The organism is Rhodovulum sp., from assembly GCF_011048875.1.
Taxonomy (GTDB): Bacteria; Pseudomonadota; Alphaproteobacteria; order Rhodobacterales; family Rhodobacteraceae; genus Rhodovulum; species Rhodovulum tesquicola.
In genome coordinates, this window is the sequence record NZ_DSDD01000313.1 from 1 (window position 1) to 3,128 (window position 3,128).

General features: G+C 69.1%; 4 protein-coding genes. 1 reads left to right on the forward strand and 3 read right to left on the reverse strand.

Annotated features, from left to right (window positions below):
• A partial coding sequence (locus ENN83_RS11075) for a hypothetical protein (protein WP_287186984.1) occupies positions 1-230 on the reverse strand: 230 nt, incomplete at its 3' end.
• 190 nt (positions 231-420) lie between these two features.
• Between ENN83_RS11075 and ENN83_RS11080 the strand changes: the two genes are divergently transcribed.
• Positions 421-1,179: a Crp/Fnr family transcriptional regulator gene (locus ENN83_RS11080; RefSeq protein ID WP_287186985.1), complete on the forward strand. Its 759-nt coding sequence runs from the start codon at positions 421-423 to the stop codon at positions 1,177-1,179.
• A gap of 22 nt (positions 1,180-1,201) precedes the next feature.
• Here the strand turns inward: ENN83_RS11080 and ENN83_RS11085 are convergent, their stop codons facing one another.
• Together ENN83_RS11085 and ENN83_RS11090 are read right to left on the reverse strand one after the other, a co-directional pair.
• Positions 1,202-1,816 (reverse strand): hypothetical protein, encoded by a 615-nt coding sequence (locus ENN83_RS11085; protein ID WP_287186988.1) that lies wholly within the window; start codon positions 1,814-1,816, stop codon positions 1,202-1,204.
• A partial coding sequence (locus ENN83_RS11090) for a Lon protease family protein (protein WP_287186990.1) occupies positions 1,813-3,128 on the reverse strand: 1,316 nt, incomplete at its 5' end. The genes ENN83_RS11085 and ENN83_RS11090, both read right to left, overlap by 4 nt.

Here is a 3,128-nt window from a genome sequence, read left to right on the forward strand (position 1 = left end):
CCATCGCGGCTGTGACGCTGGAAACGCAGATAGCCGGAGACCACGATGCCCACGGCAGATGGCGGCGCGTCGTCGTGCCAGAGCATCTTGTCGGCGGGAACGGTCTCGACATGTGCAGCTTCCGCCAGCCGCCGACAGGCCGACTCGCCGATCTCGGCGCAAAAGACCGACCCCGCCATATAGGCCGCGCCCGCCGGTGCCCCGCGGGCTGTCTGTCCGAAACTCCGCATCGCCTGCCTCCCGTTGGGGCGCGGTCCCGGGATGCGCCGAACCTGCCCCTTCGGACGCACCGTGCCCGATTGTCGCCACGAAAACATTGACGGTGGTCAATGCTTGACGAATAGGGTGCACTACCAGCCGACGCGTTCATGACGATTTCGCCCTTCCCCCTGAGGAAATGGGTGACGATGGGGAGGACGCATGGCGAACCGTGACCTGCATGGCGGTCTGCCGGGTCCGCAGGGGGGCGATATCGGCGGGCTGCTGGCAGAGGTGCTGGCAGATATGCCCGATGCGCAGCTTCACGGCCTCGAAGGCATTGCCCGGCTGCGCGACATCGCGCGCGGCGGCGTGGTGGTGGCCGAAGGCGGACGGCCGGACGAGATAGGCTATTTGATCGACGGGGCCCTGGGCATGCAAAAGCAATTGCCCGATGGACGGGTCCACATCATAGGGCTGCTGGTGCCGACCGACATGTATGGTCGGCTGTTCGATGGTCTCGCCGCCTATGACATCGTCGCGCTGACCGATGCGCGCGTGCTGGCGTTCCCGCGCGATGCATTCGAGCGGATTCTGGTCTCCAGCCCCGAGATCGAGCGGCGCTTCCTCGTCAACGTGCTGGACGAGCTTGATTCGGCGCGGGAATGGATCCTGCTGATGGGTGGGCACAAGATCGTCGAGCGTCTGGCCTCGTTCCTGCTGATCCTGTTGCGGCGAATGCTGCGCGGTGGGAGGCACCGGGTTCCGGGTGCGCCGATCATGGTGCGGATCCCGATCCGCCGCGTGGATCTTGCGCATTACCTGGGCACGACGCCGGAATCGGTCAGCCGCGCGCTGCACGAGCTGGAGGGGCAGGGACTTGTGCGCCTGCGCGACGCCTACGATATCGAGATCGCAGACCTGCCGGGGCTGGTGCGGGTGTCGGGGGCCGATCATCTGGGGGCGGAGCGCGCGGGCTGACGGGCGCGTGCCGGGGGTGGCGTCAACTGCGCAAGACATGGATGCAGCGCGTCCCGGCCAGAAGCGCGGCGAGCCGCTGGGCCTCGAACTGCGAGAACAGAACGCTGCCCGCGCCCAGCTGCGGCAGGTCTGGCACCAAGAGCCGACGCAGCGGGCAGCTCATGCGTGTGGCGGCGGCCTCCGCCAGGGGGGTGAGTGCCGAGTCTGCGCTCGCGGCAAGGACGATCTCGCGCAGCGGCGTGCGCAGCGGTCCAGCGGGCAGAACCAGCAGGTCGCCGGGCGCGGCGATGCTGGCCAGCGCTTCGGTCAGTCGCCCGCGCGCATGGCGAAAGCTCCAGCGCAGCGCGGCGTCCCCGGCCGCCCGGGACAGCAGCCGCTCGAACCTCGCGGCATCGCGGGCATAGGCCGCACCCATCCGCGAGGGGTCCAGCCCCACCAGCGTGCGCCCTGCCGGGTCCACGATCCGCGCCGCCCCCACCAGCGCCAGCGCGATGCTGTCGGCCTCCTCGAACAGCAGGCCTTCGAGGGTCGCGCCTGCCTCGGCTGCCAGCGCCGTGGCCAGTGGCAGCATTGCCTCGGCCTCGGCCAGGCAAGCGACCGAAAGGATCACCCGTGCGCCGCTTCCGGGGTGGCTCATCCGCCCGCCTCCGATGGGCTGGCTTTCTGGCCGAATCGCTGCCGCGCCTCGGCATAGCCGATCAGCCGCGCCTCGACCCGGCCGTTCACGCTGTCGGGCGGGAAGATGCCGTCGGGATCGCGCACGCCGGCCGACCGGCCGGTCAGTAGTGCGATGCCCTCGTCGACGGTCGCAATCGGGATCACCCGGAAGCGGCCCGCTTCCATCGCGTCGCGCACGCGGGGGCGCAGCACCAGATGGGGCACGTTCGAGGCCGGGATCAGCACGCCCTGCCGCCCGGTCAGCCCGCGCGCGGCGCAGGTATCGAAGAAGCCTTCGACCTTCTCGTTCACCCCGCCGATGGCCTGCACCTCGCCGAACTGGTTGACCGATCCTGTCACCGCCAGCGACTGGTCGATGGGCAGATCGGCCAGCGCCGAGAGCAACGCGAACAGTTCGGCCGCCGAGGCGCTGTCCCCCTCGACGCCGCCATAGCTTTGCTCGAAGACCAGGCTCGCCCAGAGCGAGAAGGGCAGATCGGGCGCGAAATTGCCCGCCAGATAGCCCGACAGGATCATCACGCCCTTCGAATGGATCGGCCCGCCCAGCTCGGCCTCGCGCAGGATATCGCCCAGCGCGGCAAGGTTCAGCGCGAAGCGTTCCCCGTCATCGGCCAGCCGCAGGCTTTCGGCCAGCAGCCGCGCAACGCCGCCCGCCGTAACCGGCCGCAGCCCGTCGGCGCGCGCCATGATGCCGATGAGCCGGGCCAGCAGCAGCGCGCTTTCGGCGCTGCGCTCCATCCGGTCGTCGAAATCGGCCTCGAGCTTGAACAACCGCCCGAAATCCGGATCGAACGCGGCCAGCAGGTAGTAAAGCGTCCGGTCGCCCACCAGCACCACCCGCAGCTTGAGCGGCATCGGGTCGGGGGCCAGCGTTTCGGTCGAGATCAGGCTGAAGCGCTCGCTCGCGGAATGGATCGCGATTTCGCCCGACTTGAGGCTGCGCTTGAGCGCGTCCCAGGCCAGCGGCTCGCTCAGCACCTGCATTGCGTCGAGGATCAGGAAGCCGCCATTGGCACGATGCAGCGCGCCGGGCCGGATCATGGTGAAATTCGTCACCAGCGTCCCCTGGTCCGAGGCATATTCGATCCGCCCGATCAGGTTGGCCAGTGTCGGCAGGCTCTCCTCGATCACCGGCGCGCCGCTGGCCTTTTCGGGGTCCTGGCCGACGATCACATTGACCGCGTAGCGGCGGAATTGCGGCTTGAGGTGATGGCGCGAGGTCGCCACGGGAAAGGCCCCGGCCTGCGCGCCGTCCTCGCGGATCAGGAACA

Coding starts and splice junctions, on each gene's coding strand:
- ENN83_RS11080 (WP_287186985.1), top strand. CDS start 421: ATGGCGAACCGTGACCTGCATGGCGGTCTGCCGGGTCCGCAGGGGGGC.
- ENN83_RS11085 (WP_287186988.1), bottom strand. CDS start 1,816: ATGAGCCACCCCGGAAGCGGCGCACGGGTGATCCTTTCGGTCGCTTGC.